Source organism: Limnomicrobium aquaticum (genome assembly GCF_040545545.1).
GTDB classification, from domain to species: Bacteria; Pseudomonadota; Alphaproteobacteria; order Rhizobiales; family Rhizobiaceae; genus Ensifer_A; species Ensifer_A aquaticum.
The window spans coordinates 144,075-159,852 of the sequence record NZ_JBEPMB010000001.1 but is presented as its reverse complement, the minus strand read 5'-3'; the positions used below and the strand labels follow the sequence as shown (position 1 = coordinate 159,852).

Here is a 15,778-nt window from a genome sequence, read left to right as displayed (position 1 = left end):
TCAGGTGGCCGGGCGGATGGCCTTTTCCTCGCGGGCGGCTGTCGTCGGCTCGGGGATGCGGCAGATCAGACCCTTGTCCATGGCCATCATCTCGCTCATGCACATCTTGCCGGGCTCGACGCACATGTCGACGATGGCGCTGTAGAGTGACGTGTCGGTCGTGGCATAGTGACGGACCGGCTCCTTGATGCTCGGCTTTTCAAGCTGCATGTAGGTCGCCTTGTCGAGCGGCTGACCGCTCCCCTTCACCTCGGCAACCCATTTGTCGAAGCCGGCCTGATCGAGGCCATGGAACTTGAAGCGCATGTGGGAGAAGCCAGCGCCGGAATAGTTGGCCGAGAAGCCTTCATATTCGCCGGGCTTGTTGATGACGGCGTGAAGCTTCGTCTCCATGCCGGCCATGGCGTAGATCTGCCCGGCAAGAGCCGGAATGTAGAAGGAGTTCATCACCGAAGCAGAGGTGATCTTGAAGCGAATCGGCGTATTGACCGGTGCGGCAAGCTCGTTGACCGAGGCAATGCCGAGTTCGGGATAGATGAAGAGCCACTTCCAGTCGAGCGCGACCACTTCGACCGTCAACGGCTTGTGATCGGCGGAAAGCGGCTGTTCTGCGGAGATGCGGTCCAGCGGACGATAGGGGTCAAGCGTATGGGTGCTGATCCAGGTGATCGAGCCCAGCGCGATGATGATGGCAAGCGGCGCCGACCAGATCACGACCTCGAGGCGGGTTGAATGATGCCATTCCGGATCATATTTGGCAGTCTTGTTCGACTGACGGTAACGCCAGGCAAAGAACAGCGTCAGGAAGATGACGGGAACCACGATGAGCAGCATCAGGATGGTCGAGACCACGATCAGGTCGCGTTGCTGCGTCGCAATATCGCCCGAAGGCGACATGACTACCATGTTGCAGGAAGCAAGAGGCAAGGCGAGTGCCGCAATGAGCCCCGCCTTTGATAACATCTTTGTTTCAGGTCGCATTTTCCGATTCCAGCTTCGTCCTCTCCCTCCCGAAACGGGCAGGTAAATGATCTGGATCAAGAAGGCCATAGGCCGATTTGCCGCAACGCAAGAAAAATTGTGGCGATTTTCGGTCTTTTGCGTTCGCGAAGACTTTAAAATACTGAATTCAAAGTACAATCACGATTTCTGTTGCAATTGCTCATGAGGCCATTTGACGCAGCAATTTTGCAGGCGCATAGTGGTGTTCAGGGCGCTGTTTCGAGCTCGAACCGATTTGGGAGAATTTGGTTCGAACAAAATCCTCGGAGCCGCGTTTTCTGCAGGAGGAGCAGCCTATGAATTCATACAGTGCATCACTAGACCAGCCTCGTTCGCACTCGCCCAGCTCGTCATCCAGCGAGCGCGATGCGCGGCGTATCAATGCGGACAGCAAGACCGATCCCGGCAGCATCGCGCTCGGCGTCATCATAGGCCGTTCGTCCGAATTTTTCGACTTTTTTGTTTACGGGATCGCCTCGGTCCTCGTTTTCCCGCAATTCTTCTTCCCCTTCACGGACCGCCTGACAGGCACCCTCCTGTCGTTCGCGGTCTTCTCTCTCGCCTTCCTCGCCCGTCCGGTGGGCACGGTGGTGTTTACTGCGATTGACCGCGCCTATGGCCGCGGCACGAAGCTGGTCGCCGCCCTCCTGATCCTCGGCGGTTCCACCGCCTCCATGGCCTTCCTGCCGGGATACAAGGACATCGGCAACTGGGCGATCGCCCTTCTCATCGTCTTCCGGCTCGGCCAGGGCTTCGCGCTCGGCGGCGCATGGGATGGTCTGGCCTCGCTTCTGGCGCTCAACGCACCGCAGAACCGCCGCGGCTGGTACGCGATGATGCCGCAGCTCGGTGCGCCGATCGGCTTCATCTTTGCCGCCGGTCTCTTCGCCTACTTCCATTCGGCCATCAGCCAGGCCGACTTCCTGGAATGGGGCTGGCGCTTCCCGTTCTTCGTGGCCTTCGCCATCAACGTCGTGGCGCTCTTTGCCCGTCTTCGGCTCGTCGCCACCACGGAATTCGGCGCGCTTCTCGACCGCGCTGAACTTGCCCCCGTCCGCACCGTCGATCTCGTGAAGAACCACGGCGTCGATCTGCTGATCGGGACGTTTACGCCGCTTGCCAGCTTTGCCATGTTCCACCTCGTCACGATCTTCTCGCTGAGCTGGGTGACGCTGACCACGGATCATGACATTTCGAGCTTCCTGCTGGTCGAACTTGTCGGCGCGATCGTCGGCACGGGCACGATCATTCTTTCCGGCGTGATCGCCGACAGGATCGGTCGTCGCGGCCTGCTCGCCGTGGCCGCCGTGCTGATCGCAATTTTCAGCATCGTGGCACCGGTTCTGCTCTCCTATGGTTCGCGCGGCCTCGATGCCTTCGTGATCATCGGCTTTGCGCTGCTCGGCCTGTCCTTCGGCCAGGCAGCCGGGGCGGTCGCCTCGCGCTTCGGCAAGGTCTACCGCTACTCGGGTGCTGCCCTGACGTCGAACATGGCATGGCTGATCGGTGCAGGCTTTGCGCCCCTCGTGGCGCTTGGCCTCGCGACCTCCTTCGGCGTCGCCTATGTCGGCATGTATCTGCTCTCGGGCGCCGTCTGCACACTCGGCGCCATCGCCTTCAGCCGCAAGCTGGAAACGATGGACGACTGAAGCATGTCTCGTGTTTCGCGATCTTGTGATCGCGATGTGCGACAAACAAAGCTATTCCCGACCCTCCAGTCCGGACATACAGGAACGGCGCCCCACGGGGCGCCGTTTCGCGTTTCAGGAGACTTCGAACTTCGCTGCCAGCGACGCCGACAATTGTGCCGCGAAACGCGCCGCTGCCACCGGCAGCGTTCGTCCCTTCAACTGCCCCATATAGAGCACACCAGCCGGCACGTCGCGGCGGTCAATCGGCCGCGAAATCAGCTCTCCCGTGCTCGTCTGCTGCGAAAGCCCGATGGGGATCTGGAAGCTCAGGATATTTTCCGCGACCGCGTGATTGCGCAGGAACTCAAAACTGTCCGACTCGATCACCGGCTCCACACGCGCTGAGGCCGTCTGCATCGCCATGTCAATAAGATGCCGCACGCCATAGGGCGCAGTCGGCAACGCAATCGGATAGGAGAGGCAATCGCTGAGGCGAAGTACCTCCTTTGCCGCCAGCGGATGGCCCTGCCCCATGACGGCATGAACCGGCTGGAACACGCGCATCAGCGTCATGAAATCAGCGAGCCGCACAGGCTCGAAGACGATCGCGATATCGGCGGTGTGATCCACCAGCGCCCGCTCCGCCGCCTCGCGGTCGCGCACATGCACGCCGAAGGTGACGTTCGGATGCTCACCCCGGTAAAGCGAGATCTCGGTCGGGAGGAAGAAGGGCAGCAATGCCTGGCTGCAGGCGATCGAGACATGACCGCGCCGGACGCCGGACAGGTCGGCGATCTGCGAGCGCACCCGCTCCATGTCCGACATCTGGTTGCGGATGTGGTGGATGAGAAGCTCGCCGGCGCTGGAGAGCCGCACCCCATGCGGCAGCCGCTCGAAGATCGGAACGCCCAGCTCCTCCTCGATCGCCAGAATGCGCCGGTTGAGCGCTGTCGACGTGATCGCCAGACTTTCCGCCGCGCCCCGAATGGAGCCGGCTTTCACCACGGCGTCGATATAGCGGAAGGTCGTCAGGTGGCGCATCGTCTTCGTTCCCTGCTGCTGCATTTTTTGCAGCGGCCTGGCCAAAACATAGCACAAGACATTTGCGGGTCCATACGAATAACGTGTCCTTGCAATTCGGCGCGACGGTCTTCCCAAGGATCAGGGCGCGCGAGAGACAAGACATTTTGAAAATTTTCGAACCGCACCGGGGAGCATTGCAATGACGAAAATCTGGACACCCAATCGCCGCCAGTTCCTGAAAAACACGGCAGGCGTCGCTGGCCTTGCTGCCGCCTCCAGCCTTCTGCCGGGCGGCGTCGCCCGCGCGGCGGGTCTCACCGTCGGCTTCATCTATGTCGGCCCGAAGGACGACTATGGCTATAACCAGTCGCATGCCGAAGGCGCTGCCGTCGTCAAGAAGATCCCCGGCGTGAAGGTCGTCGAGGAAGAGCGCGTACCGGAAACCGTCGATGTCCAGAAGACGATGGAATCGATGATCAATTTCGATGGTGCGACACTGCTCTTCCCGACCTCCTTCGGCTATTTCGACCCCCACATCCTGGCGCTCGCGCCGAAATACAAGGACGTCCGCTTCGAACATTGCGGCGGCCTCTGGACCGAGAAGAACCCGAAGAATGTCGGCTCCTATTTCGGCTATATCGGCATGGGGCAGTATCTGAACGGCATTGCCGCCGGCCACGCCACCAAGACGAAGAAGATCGGCTTTGTTGCCGCCAAGCCGATCCCGCAGGTTCTCTTGAACATCAACTCCTTCCTGCTCGGCGCGCGCTCGGTTGACCCGACCATCACCTGCCAGGTGATCTTCACCGGCGAATGGTCGCTGGCCGTGAAGGAAGCAGAAGCGACGAACGCGCTGGCCGACCAGGGCGTCGATGTCATCACCTGCCATGTCGACGGTCCGAAGGTTGTCATGGAAACCGGCGCCGGCCGCGGCATGTATCTCTGCGGCTACCACGCCAACCAGTCGAAGCTTGCACCGGAAAAGTACCTCACCGGCGCCGAATGGAACTGGGGCAAGGTCTATACCGACATGGTCAACGCCACGCTCAAGGGCGAGACGATCCCGAACTTCGTGCGCGGCGGCCTCTCGGAAGGCTTCATCAAGATGAGCCCGCTCGGCCCCGCCGTCAGCGAAGCGGCACGCAAACAGTTCGAATCGACGCAGGCAACCATCCTCAAGGGCGGCTTCTCGGTCATCAAGGGGCCGCTGAAGGACAACAAGGGCAATGTTGTCGCCAAGGACGGCGAGGCCTTTGCCGAAACCGACGTCAAGCTCGAGAGCATGAACTACCTCGTTGAAGGCGTCATCGGGTCGACTTCATGAGCGGGTTTTCGAATTCTGTCATGACTGGCTTGAAGCGTAGGAACCCGACCAGCGGCTTCATATCCTGGTCCTTCCAGGCCCCGCTATCCTTTGACGCCGCCGAGGGCTTCGGGCCCGAAGAAGGCGCAACGGAGAACACAGAGGCGCCGCTCGTCTGCCTCGACGGCTACTTCCTCAAGCTTCAGGAAGCAAAAGGCGATCAGGTGATCTGGGTGGCGAACATCTCTGATGACCGGACCTCTCCAGACAAGCCCGCGTGAACAGACCGGACCTGGCTGCGCGCTCACCGGCGCGCGGCTCCTCCCATGATCCGAAGGAACAACAGGCCATGACCACGGAAGCAGGAATTGCGAGCCCCACGACCGGGGCCATCAATGCCGAAACGGCCGAAACGCTGGGCCGGAAACTGGACGCGATCTTGCTGCCGCTCGCAGCGCTCCTCGTCGGCATGCTCATCTTCTCGATCTTCCTTCTCTTTCTCGGCAAGTCGCCGATCGAGTTTTTCCAGATCGTCTACAAGGCCGGCTTCGGCACCGGCTTTTCCTGGACGAACACACTCGCCCGCGCCGCCCCTCTCCTTCTTGCCGCCCTTTGCGTGGCGCTCCCCGCCCGCCTCGGCCTCGTCATCATCGGCGGTGAAGGCGCAATCGTTCTGGGTGGTGTGGCCGCCGGTGCGGTCGCCATGCTCGCCCCCGGCCTCCCCGGTTTTCTCGGTATCATCCTGATGGGCCTCGCCGCTGCCCTCGCCGGTGGCGCGTGGATCGGCGGTATCGGTGCACTACGGCACCTGCGCGGCGTCAACGAAACCATCTCCTCGCTGCTCATGGCCTATATCGCCATCGCGCTGATGAACCATCTCGTCGAAGGCCCGCTCCGCGATCCGGCGAGCCTCAACAAGCCCTCGACTGCACCCCTGCCCGAAGCCTGGCGCATCGGCGAGATCCCCGGCGCCGGCGTTCACTGGGGCCTCGCCGTCGGCATCGTCGGCTGCATTCTCTGCTGGCTGCTCATCGAGCGCACGACCTGGGGCTTCGCCGCCCGCATCGTTGGCGGCAATGTGAAAGCGGCGCAAATTCAGGGCCTTCCGGCAGGTCTCCTCATGATCGGCTTTACCGCGCTCGGCGGTGCGTTCGCAGGGCTCGCCGGCATGTTCGAGGTGGCCGCCGTCCATGGTTCGGCCAATGCCTCGCTCGCCGCCGGATACGGCTACACTGGCATCCTCATCGCCTTCCTCGCCCGCCACAATGGTCTCGCCATCATCCCCGCCGCCATCGTCTTTGCCGGCTTTGAAGCCTCCAGCGGCCTCATCCAGCGCCGACTCGACCTGCCGGATGCCACCATTCTCGTGCTCGAAGGCATCGTCTTCATCACCATCCTTCTGTCCGATGCGCTGCAGGACAAGGTCAGCATCGTCAAGCTCATGAAGGGAGACCGCACATGACGACCGATATCGGCCTCTGGGGCGTGCCCCTTGCCATTCTCGGCGGCGCAATCCGCGTCTCCACACCCTTCATCTTCGTCTCGGTCGGCGAAGCGCTGACGGAACGCTCCGGGCGCGTCAATCTCGGCCTCGAAGGAACCCTCGTCTTCGGCGCCATGAGCGGTTACGCCTTGGCCTATCAAACGAATTCCGCCTGGCTCGGCCTGCTCGCAGCCGCCTTCTTCGGCATGCTCTTCGGCCTCTTCCATGGCTGGATCTGCAAACTGCCCAAGGTCAACGACATTGCGCTCGGCATTGCGCTTATGATCTTCGGCTCCGGCCTCGCCTTCTTCTTCGGCAAACCCTATATCCAGCCCGTCGCCCCGCATCTGCCGGCCTTTTCGCTCGGCTGGTGGTCTGATGTGCCGCAGGTGCAGGCAGCACTGCGCGTCAACGTTCTCTTCATCGCCGGCATAGCACTGGCCATCGCCGCCTCCTGGATGCTGAAGAACACGAAAGTCGGCCTCACCATCCGCGTCGCCGGCGACAGTGCCGACGCGGCCCGTGCGCTGGGCATCGACGTCAATCGCGTCCGCCTCTGGTCGACCGCCGCCGGCGGGGCGCTGGCCGGCATCGGCGGGGCCTATCTCTCGCTCTACTATCCCGGCAGCTGGAACGAAGGCATCTCGTCAGGTCAGGGCCTGATGGCCGTCGCACTCGTCATCTTCGCCCGCTGGAGCCCGATCAACTGCGCCTATGCTTCGCTCCTCTTCGGCGGCGCGGGTGCGCTGGGACCAGCCCTCCAATCGGTCGGCGTCACGCAAGGCTACTACCTCTTCTACGCCGCACCTTACGTGCTGACCCTCGGCCTTCTCATTGCCACCAGTTCGACCACGCGGGCGATGACGTCTGCCCCCGGCGAACTCAGCATCACCAAATAACGACTGGAGACCGCAACGATGACCACCGTAAAGGCAGACCCCTATCTCTGGCCCTATAACGGCGACCTGCGCCCTGAAAACACCGCGCTGATCATCATCGACATGCAGACCGATTTCTGCGGGAAAGGCGGCTATGTCGACAAGATGGGCTATGACCTCTCGCTGACCCGCGCGCCCATCGAGCCGATCAAGAAGGTCCTCACCGCCATGCGCGAAAAGGGCTACCACATCATCCACACCCGCGAAGGCCACCGCCCGGATCTCTCCGACCTGCCGCCTAACAAGCGCTGGCGCTCGCAGCAGATCGGCGCGGGCATCGGCGATCTCGGGCCCTGCGGCCGCATCCTCGTGCGCGGCGAACCCGGCTGGGACATCATCGATGAACTCTACCCGATTGCCGGCGAGATCATCATCGACAAGCCCGGCAAAGGCTCCTTCTGCGCCACCGATCTCGAACTCATCCTGCGCACCAAGGGCATCGAAAACATCATTCTGACCGGCATCACCACCGATGTCTGCGTGTCTACCACCATGCGCGAGGCCAACGACCGCGGCTTCGAATGCCTGATCCTGGAAGACTGCTGCGGCGCGACCGATCCCGGCAACCATGCTGCCGCGATCAAGATGGTCAAGATGCAGGGCGGCGTCTTCGGCTCGGTTTCCGATGCTGAAAAACTGGTGAGCGCACTGCCATGAACCACGTTCTCGAACGCACTCCTCACCCGCCGGCACGCGCACTCTCGCTCGAAACGCTCGGCATGACCATGCGCTTCGGCAATTTCACCGCGCTGCGCGATGTCTCGATCAAGGTGCCCGCTGGCTCCTTCCATGTTCTGCTGGGGGAGAACGGCGCCGGTAAGTCGACGCTCGTCAAATGCATCATGGGCTTCAACCGGCCGACCGCTGGCCAGCTGACCATCGACGGACGCGAGGTGGAGGTTCCCAACCCCCGCGCCGCCCACGATCTCGGGCTCGGCATGGTCTACCAGCATTTCACGCTTGTGCCCTCGCTCACCGCCGCCGAAAACCTCGTCATCAGCCGCGCCGACGTGCCGGCGAAGATCAACTGGGGACAAGAGCGCGAGGCGCTGTCTGCCTTCATGGCGACAATGCCCTTCCAGGTGCCGCTCGATGTCCCGGTCGGCCGGCTGGCCGCCGGGGAGAAGCAGAAGCTCGAACTGCTGAAACAGCTCTATCTCGGACGCAAGTTCCTCATCCTCGACGAGCCCACCTCGGTACTGACGCCATCGGAGGCCGACGAACTGCTTGGTATGGTGCGCGGGCTCACCACGGCGGGCGATCTCACCTGCCTGATGATCAGCCACAAGTTCCGCGAAGTCACCGCCTTCGCCGATGAAGTCTCGGTGCTCCGCCGTGGCGAATATGCCGGCGGCGGCAAGGTCTCCGATCTCTCGACCGCCGACATGGCCGCCATGATGATCGGCGAAAAGGAACTCGTCCGCTCCGCAAAGCGCGTCGAAACCAGCGGCAATGTCATCCTTGAGGTGAAGGGCGCGAAGGCGCCCGACCGCTCCGGCTTCAAGACCATCGAGATCGGCGATCTCAAGGTCAAGGCCGGCGAAATCGTCGGGATCGCCGGCATTTCCGGCAACGGCCAGATGGAACTCATGCAGATGCTCGCCGGCCAGCGCCCGCTGGACGAAGGCGAAATCCGCGTCAAGGACACGCCATACAAGGCGAGCCGGACCGAGGCCCGCAAGTTCAACGTCCGCTACCTGCCGGAAGAGCCGCTGAAGAACGCCTGCGCGCCGAAGATGACGGTCGCCGAAAACATCTTCTTCCGCGATTTCGACGCCAAGGGCGGCAAGAACCAGTTCTGGCTCGACGGCCGCCGCATGATGGCCGAAGCAGCCCGTCTGGTCGGCGACTATAAGGTCAAGACCGCCTCGCTCGCCTCGCCCATTGCCTCGCTCTCCGGCGGCAATGTGCAGCGCGCGGTGCTCGCCCGCGAACTGACCGGCGAGGTCGATCTGCTCGTCATCGCCAATCCCTGCTTCGGCCTCGATTTTTCCGCCGTGGCCGAAATCCGCGCCCGCATCATGGCCGCCCGCAATGCCGGCACCGCCGTGCTGCTGATCAGCGAAGACCTCGACGAGATCCTTGAGCTGTCGGACCGAATCCTGGTCATGTCGGAAGGACACATCGCCTACGAGACCCCGGCGGCGAGCGCCGAAATCGGCGAGATCGGCAAATACATGGCAGGGCATCACTGATGGCGACGATCAAGGCACGACCCTTCGACTTCAACCTTGAGCCCGAGAAGACGGCACTTATCGTCATCGACATGCAGCGCGATTTCGTCGAGCCCGGCGGCTTTGGTGAAACGCTGGGTAACGACGTGACCCGCCTGCAGGCCATCATCCCGGCGACCGCCGCGCTGATTACCGGCTTCCGCAAGGCCGGGCTGACCATCGTACACACCCGCGAATGCCACCGGCCGGATCTCGCCGACTGCCCGCCCGCAAAGAAGGATCGCGGCAATCCGAAGCTGCGCATCGGCGATCCGGGCCCCATGGGCCGCATCCTCGTCTCCGGCGAGCCGGGTGCGGATATCGTGCCCGAACTCTATCCGGTTGAAGGCGAGATCGTCATCGACAAGCCCGGCAAGGGCGCATTCTACGCCACCCCTCTCGGCGACATGCTGAAGGAACGCGGCATCACCCAGCTCGTCTTTGCCGGCGTGACGACGGAAGTCTGCGTGCAGACCACCATGCGCGAGGCCAACGACCGGGGCTACGAGTGCCTGCTCGCCGAGGACGCGACCGAAAGCTATTTCCCCGAATTCAAGAAGGCCGCCATCGACATGATGACCGCGCAGGGCGCGATTGTCGGCTGGGTGGCCCCCGTTTCCAGCATCGTGGAGGCCCTGTCATGACAACTGCGATCAACATGCCCGAATTCCTTCAGGGCGGCTGGCGCGAATGCCAGTTCGAATATTTTCGCGACGGCGTGGATATTTGCCGCCTGGTGCGCGGCGAGCCGGAAATCGCGCTGCTCCGATACCAGCCCGGCGCGGAAGTACCGCAGCATCTCCACGAGGGGCTGGAAACGATCCTTGTGCTCGAAGGTTCGCAAAGCGACGAAAACGGGCTTTACGAGACCGGCACGCTGGTCACCAACCCGCAAGGAACCGTGCATTCCGTCCAGTCGCAGGAAGGCTGCGTCGTGCTGATCCAATGGGCCAAGCCCGTGAAAATCCTCGAGTGAAGCGAGAATACCCCGTGAATATCGAAAGCCTGCCCTTCACCCTCTCCTCGCTCCGTAGCGCCTACGCCGCCGGCCTCAAGCCCGAAACCGTCATCGCTGAAGTCTACCGCCGGATCCGCCTCGCCGACGATCCGGGCATCTTCATCCATCTTCCGGAAGAGGCTGAAACGGTCGCTGCCGCCGCAGCGCTCGGCCCTCATGATCCGGCCAAGCCGCTCTGGGGCGTCCCCTTCGCGGTCAAGGACAATATCGACGTCGCCGGCATGCCAACCACCTGCGCCTGCCCGGACTTTGCCTATGACGCCAAGACCGACGCCTTCGTGGTGGCACGGCTGAGGGAAGCTGGCGCCATCGTCATCGGCAAGACCAATCTTGACCAGTTCGCCACCGGCCTTGTCGGCGTGCGGACCCCCTATCCCGTACCGAAGAATTCGCTCGATCCGGAGATCGTTCCCGGCGGGTCGAGCGGCGGGTCCGGCGTCGTGGTCGCGCGGGGCATCGTCACCTTCTCGCTCGGCACGGACACGGCCGGTTCCGGCCGCGTGCCGGCAGCGCTCAATAACATTGTGGGCCTCAAGCCTTCGCTCGGGAGCCTCTCGGCCACGGGCATGGTTCCGGCCTGCCGCACGCTCGACACGATCTCGGTCTTCGCACTGACGGTCGATGACGCCTTCGCGGCCTATGCGGCGGCCAGCGTTTACGACCAAGCGGACGCCTATTCGAAACGCTTCGCGCCGATGAAGCTTGCCACGCCCGCCAAAGGTCTCAAGATCGGCGTGCCGGACGAAAAGACGCGCCTGTTCTTCGGCGACGAGGTCCAGGCCACCTCCTTCGCCGCCGCCTGCGAAACGCTGAAAACACTCGGCCACGAGATTGTCGAACTCGACTTCACGCCGCTCTATCAGGTCGCTGCCATGCTCTACGAGGGCGCATGGGTGGCGGAGCGCTATGCAGCGACTGAAAACATCATGAAGGAGCGGCCGGAGATCATGCATCCGGTCACCCGGCAGATCATCAGCGGTGCGGAAAAACTCTCAGCCGCTGATGCCTTCAAAGGCATCTACCGCCTGGCGGACCTCAAGCGGAAGGCGGAGCCGATGCTTGAGTCGGTGGATTGCCTTTGCGTTCCGACCATCCCCTGCTTCTTCACCGTAAAGGATTTGGAAGCGGACCCCATCGGCCCCAATTCCAAATTCGGGACTTACACCAATTTCGTCAACCTGCTCGACATGTCCGGCATCGCCGTTCCCGTGGCGGCCCGCAAGGACGGTCGCCCCGGAAGTGTCACGCTTCTGGGCAAGAGCGGCGCGGATGGTACCCTCGCAGGTATCGCACGCATGCTGCATGAGGGCGCCGGCGTCACACTCGGAGCGACGGGCTGGGCGCTGCCGACGGATGGCGCCGCGATTTCCGCTCCCGCTCCCGGCGCGGACGAGATGGCGATCGCGCTTGTCGGCGCGCACATGAGCGGCCTTCCACTCAACCACGAGATCGCCGGGCGCGGTGGACGCTTCCTCTTCGCCGGCCGCACCGCCCCGCAATATCGCCTTTACGCGCTGGCCGGGGGCCCGCCGAAACGGCCAGGACTGGTGCGCTCGGAAAACGGCGCCTCCATCGCGCTTGAAGTCTGGTCGGTCCCGCTTTCCCGCTTCGGTGAATTCATGCAGGGCATACCCTCCCCGCTCGGCATCGGCACGATCCGGCTGGAAGACGGGACGAGCGTCAAGGGCTTCCTCTGCGAGACCGCAGGCACCGATGGCGCCGAGGACATCACCCATCTCGGCGGCTGGCGCGCCTATCTCGATCGCCATTGATCCAGAGCAAAAAGGAGCCCGACCATGCAGGGAAGCAAGGCCGGGCAAGACTGTGACTGGAGATGCGTAGGCTGGACGTCGCCCGGCAAAGCCGGGCGACGGATCGTGTCAGGCACTCTTCCGGCGAATGCGGGAATAAACGATGTTCCGGTTCTCACCGTAGAAAACTTCCGTCTCGACCTTGTTGCGGTCGACCGCGGCATTCACGATGCCCCGCATATCCTCATCCGACCGAAGGATCAGCGGCCAGTCCATGAAAGTCTCCATGTAGCCGTCGGTGCGGATTTCGTCGCTGTAGTTGGCGAAAAGATAGGCTCCGCCAGGCTTCAGCATGTCGACGAGGCGCTGGGTCAGACGAACGGCCACCGCATAGGGCAGGTAATCGTAAAGCCCGGACGCATAGACCAGATCGAACGAGCCGAGATCGTAGTTGCGGCGCATCAGCCCGCTGACATTGCCGACCATGGGAACGATGGCCGTGCCGGGATTGGCAGCAGCAACGACATCGACACTCGACTCGTCCTGATCAAGTGCCACCCAGCGGCCAAGCTTCCCGTCTCTGAAAGACTGCGAAAGCTCCGACTCACGCAGATACCCGCAGGCAACCGCAAGAACCTCAGCCTTGTCACTGATAGCCGCAGCCGCATCCACCTCGCGAGCCAGAATTTCGCGGCGTTCGCGGGCGGCAACCGACGTGGTCGCCTGGACGGTATAGGCGAAAATCTCGGCCCCGAGTTCCGAGGCCGCACCGACGACTTCGCTCGCCGCCGGATGCTGATAGATGATGTCCAGCAGGCCTGCATCACCCGAATAACCACGGGGCTTCTCAAAAGACCATTTGGTGAATGGGTCCTGAAGAAGGAACTCCCTGACCGGATGCGCCTGCGCAATCGGGATCAGATGTTTCCAGACGGCCGACCCGGCCGAGATCCGGAGATCGTGAAGGTCGGCGGCCAGACGGGCCACTGTTTCGCTGGTATTTTCGCCGCGCTCAAAACGCTGGCGGGTCAGTTCGAGAACCAGCGCCAGCTGGGCTCTCTTCTCACGCAGCTTCACCTCATCGAGGATTTCCGCTGCACCCCGTCCGAACCGCGCGACCAGCGCTGGGGTAATCATGCTCTGTTCATCGATATGCGATTTTGTCGACTGCATACACGCAACTCCTCAATCGACCGCCCTGACTTCCACGTCCGGAAGAGTAGCGCGTTTTGGAAATTGCGAAAGTTTTTAATTAAAATTTGGTTAATTTGCGCATTTTGCGTTAGGCTGATCGCAACCGTTTGCAAGAAACGTACTTGCCGCGTTTACCTTGGATTAGCAGAAATAGCATTAAAAGGGACAGTGACAGGTATAACCGTGTCAATTCGTCCAAAAGGTGAATTATTTTCGCCTACAAGGGAAAATGGTGCCTATGGAGTTGACTGACGAAGTCGCGCGGCGCGCCGTCGCTGCCCTGCACCGGCCATGGTGGAAACCAGCCGATCCCTTTCTGTTGTCCTTATTGATGCAGAAGAACGCGGACCAGAACATCCGCACCGTGCGTCTTGGCATCCTCGCCGCAGCCTTCGTTAACGGACTCTTTTGCTTCCTCGACAGTTTGTTGCTCCCCGACGTTGCCGGCACACTGATCATGGTGCGCATCGGGGTCGGCATCCTGTTCGTGGCCCTCGTTGAGCTTGCCGCCAGAACCACACGCTCGCTGACATTCATTCATCTTGCAGCAGCAACCGGAATCATGGTTGCTGCAATCGGCTGGCTGATTCCCGCCTTACACTCGTCCGAACAGGTTACACTTTCGCAATTCATGGTTTTCGGAACCATATTCGTTCTCGGAGCCAATCTGTTCTTCAATTTCCGGTTCTGGCTTTCGGCTCTCGCATCGGCAACTGTCACGATAGCTTTCGTCTATGGACTGATGGTGTCGCTGGACATCAACCAGGTCGCACGGAGCCTGCTGTCTCTCTACTTTATCTCGATCCTCCTCCTGTCTCTCTACTTTTCCTGGCAGCTGAGCCTCGAGCGATACACGTCCTTCCTTCATTCGCTGCAGGCGCAGATCCAGGAAAAGGTCGCTATCGAAAAAGGTCAGCAGCTCGAAAAGATTGCTGAAACGGACCCGCTGACCGGGCTTCGCAATCGCCGCGCCATTAGCCAGCACTTTCTGAACATGACGCGCAACGGGCTTGCGGAGAATGAGCAGATCGGCCTGATTCTGGTCGACGTCGATTATTTCAAGCGCTTCAATGACAGCCTTGGCCATCATGCGGGTGATGAGTGCCTGATCGAACTCGCCCGCGTCTTCGCGCAGACCGCAGACGAATTCGGCGCGATTGCCGGTCGCCATGGCGGCGAGGAATTCGTCATCCTGTCCAAGGTCAATTCGCAGACAGGACTTCGCGAGCTGACAGAAATCTTCTGCAAGCGCGTCGAAGCACTGGCCATTCCCCATCCCGACCGTGGCGACGACCGGAACATTGTGACGATCAGTGCCGGCGCAACAATGACCCGCAACGATGGCAGCCTCGAATTGACGGTCCTGCTTCAGCAGGCCGACCGCGCTCTCTACTCCTCGAAGTTTGCCGGACGCGCGACATTCACGATCTACGATCCCGCGGAAACCTCGCGCGACGCATCGGGCGAAAATCTTGCCGAACTGCTCAAGCTGGCGATCGCACGCGAGCTTGTCTCCGTGGTCTACCAGCCGTTTATCGATACCCGGACCAACGAGCTGATCGGTTACGAGACGTTGATGCGTCTGCGCGACTTCGACGGCAGCCTGATCAGCCCTGCCGTCTTCATTCCAGTCGCCGAACAGACCGGCGCGATCCACCAGTTGGGGCGCTGGGCCATCGAGCAGGCCTGCCGCGACATCGCAAGGCACGGCATGGGCGACGTCGTTTCCGTCAACGTTTCCGCCATGCAGCTTAAGACACCCGGCTTCCCGCTGCAGGTCACCGAGATCATCGGGCAATTCGGCATTTCGCCGAAGAAGCTCGCGCTGGAAGTGACCGAAGGCATCGACATTGCGCTTGAAACCCAGGCGCAGAAAAACATCGAGCAGCTGCGTGCCTTCGGCGTTCAGGTCTGGCTCGACGATTTCGGCACGGGGTTCGCCGGCCTCGCCTGGCTGCGCCGATTCGATTTCGACGTGGTGAAGATCGACCGTGCCTTCCTGCATGATTGCGAGTCGGCCCGTGGCTCAAGCATGCTGCAGGACATCGTCCGGCTGCTGCGCAATCGCGGCGTTCATGTTCTTGTCGAAGGCGTGGAGACCAAGCAGCAGGTCGAACTGCTGAAACGTCTGGGCGTCAACACGATGCAGGGTTTTTATCTCGGAAGACCCCAGCCTCTCGAGGCCGTGCTTGCACATGGTTCCGCCAACAATTGCGCCTGAG

At 61.8% G+C, this 15,778-nt stretch carries 14 protein-coding genes; 11 read left to right on the top strand and 3 right to left on the bottom strand.

Annotation, left to right across the window (positions count from 1 at the left end):
• Complete coding sequence (gene cyoA, locus ABID16_RS00790) at positions 1 to 981, bottom strand: ubiquinol oxidase subunit II (RefSeq protein ID WP_354554213.1); 981 nt, start codon at positions 979 to 981, stop codon at positions 1 to 3.
• A 317-nt stretch (positions 982 to 1,298) separates the two neighbouring features.
• On the opposite strand from cyoA, the gene ABID16_RS00785 reads away from it, so the two are divergent.
• Positions 1,299 to 2,651 (top strand): MFS transporter, encoded by a 1,353-nt coding sequence (locus ABID16_RS00785; RefSeq protein ID WP_354554211.1) that lies wholly within the window; start codon positions 1,299 to 1,301, stop codon positions 2,649 to 2,651.
• A 114-nt stretch (positions 2,652 to 2,765) separates the two neighbouring features.
• Here the strand turns inward: ABID16_RS00785 and ABID16_RS00780 are convergent, their stop codons facing one another.
• The gene (locus ABID16_RS00780; protein WP_354554208.1) at positions 2,766 to 3,698 is read right to left on the bottom strand and encodes a LysR family transcriptional regulator; all 933 of its coding nucleotides are present in this window, start codon (positions 3,696 to 3,698) and stop codon (positions 2,766 to 2,768) included.
• A gap of 157 nt (positions 3,699 to 3,855) precedes the next feature.
• Between ABID16_RS00780 and ABID16_RS00775 the strand changes: the two genes are divergently transcribed.
• From ABID16_RS00775 to atzF, 9 genes are all read left to right on the top strand, one after another.
• Positions 3,856 to 4,980: a BMP family ABC transporter substrate-binding protein gene (locus tag ABID16_RS00775; RefSeq protein ID WP_354554205.1), complete on the top strand. Its 1,125-nt coding sequence runs from the start codon at positions 3,856 to 3,858 to the stop codon at positions 4,978 to 4,980.
• A gap of 20 nt (positions 4,981 to 5,000) precedes the next feature.
• The gene (locus ABID16_RS00770) at positions 5,001 to 5,240 is read left to right on the top strand and encodes a hypothetical protein (protein ID WP_354554203.1); all 240 of its coding nucleotides are present in this window, start codon (positions 5,001 to 5,003) and stop codon (positions 5,238 to 5,240) included.
• Between the two features lie 68 nt (positions 5,241 to 5,308).
• Positions 5,309 to 6,421 carry an ABC transporter permease gene (locus ABID16_RS00765; protein WP_354555867.1) on the top strand — a complete coding sequence of 371 codons (1,113 nt, stop codon included), beginning with the start codon at positions 5,309 to 5,311 and terminating at the stop codon, positions 6,419 to 6,421.
• The gene (locus tag ABID16_RS00760) at positions 6,418 to 7,341 is read left to right on the top strand and encodes an ABC transporter permease (RefSeq protein WP_354554200.1); all 924 of its coding nucleotides are present in this window, start codon (positions 6,418 to 6,420) and stop codon (positions 7,339 to 7,341) included. Before ABID16_RS00765 ends, ABID16_RS00760 begins: the two co-directional genes overlap by 4 nt.
• Positions 7,342 to 7,359: 18 nt before the next feature.
• Entirely contained in the window at positions 7,360 to 8,037 is a 678-nt protein-coding gene (gene biuH, locus ABID16_RS00755) for a biuret amidohydrolase (RefSeq protein ID WP_354554198.1), read from the top strand.
• Positions 8,034 to 9,575 (top strand): ABC transporter ATP-binding protein, encoded by a 1,542-nt coding sequence (locus ABID16_RS00750; RefSeq protein ID WP_354554196.1) that lies wholly within the window; start codon positions 8,034 to 8,036, stop codon positions 9,573 to 9,575. Before biuH ends, ABID16_RS00750 begins: the two co-directional genes overlap by 4 nt.
• On the top strand, positions 9,575 to 10,237 hold the full coding sequence (locus ABID16_RS00745; protein ID WP_354554193.1) for a cysteine hydrolase family protein: 663 nt from the start codon (positions 9,575 to 9,577) through the stop codon (positions 10,235 to 10,237). The genes ABID16_RS00750 and ABID16_RS00745 overlap by 1 nt, the downstream gene beginning before the upstream one ends.
• Entirely contained in the window at positions 10,234 to 10,569 is a 336-nt protein-coding gene (locus tag ABID16_RS00740) for a cupin domain-containing protein (RefSeq protein WP_354554190.1), read from the top strand. Before ABID16_RS00745 ends, ABID16_RS00740 begins: the two co-directional genes overlap by 4 nt.
• 14 nt (positions 10,570 to 10,583) lie before the next feature.
• Positions 10,584 to 12,383, top strand: a complete 1,800-nt coding sequence (atzF, locus tag ABID16_RS00735; RefSeq protein ID WP_354554188.1) for an allophanate hydrolase — start codon at positions 10,584 to 10,586, stop codon at positions 12,381 to 12,383.
• A 108-nt stretch (positions 12,384 to 12,491) separates the two neighbouring features.
• Here atzF and ABID16_RS00730 read toward each other — a convergent pair whose 3' ends face one another.
• On the bottom strand, positions 12,492 to 13,535 hold the full coding sequence (locus ABID16_RS00730; protein ID WP_354554185.1) for a class I SAM-dependent methyltransferase: 1,044 nt from the start codon (positions 13,533 to 13,535) through the stop codon (positions 12,492 to 12,494).
• Between the two features lie 259 nt (positions 13,536 to 13,794).
• Between ABID16_RS00730 and ABID16_RS00725 the strand changes: the two genes are divergently transcribed.
• A complete protein-coding gene (locus ABID16_RS00725; protein WP_354554183.1) occupies positions 13,795 to 15,777 on the top strand; it encodes a putative bifunctional diguanylate cyclase/phosphodiesterase in 1,983 nt (660 codons plus the stop codon).
• The last annotated feature ends 1 nt before the right edge of the window (position 15,778 follow it).